Below are 1,654 nucleotides of genomic sequence, written 5' to 3' on the forward strand. Positions count from 1 at the left end.
AAGATATTCCGCTTGGTTCGGCAGAAGCAACGGTTCGTATCCAGCTGGTGGATCTACAGCTCGTGCCTACAGCCTTGTTGCCTGCGCCTTATCCCGTCTTTCTTGAACGGTTTTTTAAACCGGCTGTTCCTGCTGAGTTTGACAGCATGGATATCGAAAAGCTGATCGTATCGGGACAGCAGATGGAGGGGCAATCTTTATCCATTGGGGCTGTATGGCTGGAGTAGCCGGACAATAAACTGCAGCGGTCGTACAACCTGGCGGGCAATGGGGCCAACGATCTGGTTGGAGTAGCCTGGCTGGACTATTTGTAGCCGCAGGCAGCGCCATCATAAGGGGAATAACGTGAAATAGAAACAATTATAAACGAATATAAATCTAAGTAAAATGAAGGGTTTTGCATTTAAAACAAGTTTATTGGGCTTGTCATTGCTATCCTGTCTTGGGGAAACGCAGCTACAAGCAGCAACGGGTGCAGAAAGCAGGTGGATAGGGTTGATGCAACAACAGGATATCCGCGGTGTGGTGCGTAACGAGCAAGGACAAGGGATGGCGGGCGTGACGGTTTTGGTGGCTGGAACTACGGTGGGTACCTCCACGGCAAGTGACGGTTCGTACCGCATTGCTTTACCTAAAGGGAAATCGCAGCTGCTATTTTCCATGGTGGGCTATAGCAGCCAGACCTTGACAGTGGCGGGTACGACGCTGAACGTTAACATGCTGCCGGCCGGAAATGTTTTGGAAGAACTGGTGGTGGTGGGCTACGGCAGTACAACTAAAAAGGACCTGACAGGTGCGGTCAATACCGTCGGGAGTAAGGATTTTAATGGCGGACTGGTGGGCTCTCCCGAGCAGCTGATCAATGGTAAAACGGCTGGCGTGCAGGTGATGTCCAACAGTGGTTCGCCTTCTTCTGGCAGTACCATACGGATCCGCGGTGGTGCTTCATTAAGCGCTAGCAATGATCCATTGATCGTGTTGGACGGGGTCCCCTTGGAGACGGGTGGAATTAGTGGCAACAGCGGCAATTTTCTGAGTTTGATCAACCCCAATGATATCGAAAGCATGACGGTGCTCAAAGATGCATCTTCTACAGCGATCTATGGATCGCGTGCCTCAAACGGTGTTTTGTTGATCACGACAAAAAAAGGAAAGGGCGATGCACTCCGGCTGTCTTTTTCGTCTATTGTATCCATGCAGCAGGCCCAGGGCGTAGCGGATATGATGTCGCGCAATGAGTTTGCCGAGCTGATCAATAGCAAGGGAACAGCGGCACAGAAGGCTTTACTGGGCAATAGTTCGACCGATTGGTTGTCTGAGGTATTTCAGCAGGCCATGGGTACGGATAATAACCTGAGTTTACAGGGAAAGATGGGGAAGGTCCTGCCTTTTCGTGCCTCGGTGGGGTATTATAACCAGCAGGGTACCTTGCGGACGGACAAAACGGAACGGATGACCGGCGCATTGGTTGTTAACCCTACATTTTTCAATAAACACTTGACCGTAAACCTGAATGTTAAAGCTGCACGGAACAACAACAGTTTTGCCAATACCGACGCCATATGGTCTGCTGTGGCTTTTAATCCCACACAACCGATCTACTCGGGAGTGGATGCTTATGGGGGCTATTATGAGAGCCTGGATAATGCTGGAC

The 1,654-nt window shown here is 50.5% G+C and carries 2 protein-coding genes; both read left to right on the forward strand.

Translation table 11 applies throughout. The annotated features are described in order from the left end of the window. A partial coding sequence (locus tag VN105_RS27180; RefSeq protein ID WP_325646187.1) for a hypothetical protein occupies positions 1 to 227 on the forward strand: 227 nt, incomplete at its 5' end. Between the two features lie 160 nt (positions 228 to 387). After that, on the forward strand, positions 388 to 1,654 hold a 1,267-nt coding region (locus tag VN105_RS27185), incomplete at its 3' end, for a TonB-dependent receptor plug domain-containing protein (RefSeq protein ID WP_325646189.1).

It is taken from the genome of Chitinophaga sp. (assembly GCF_035564935.1).
Classification (GTDB): Bacteria; Bacteroidota; Bacteroidia; order Chitinophagales; family Chitinophagaceae; genus Chitinophaga.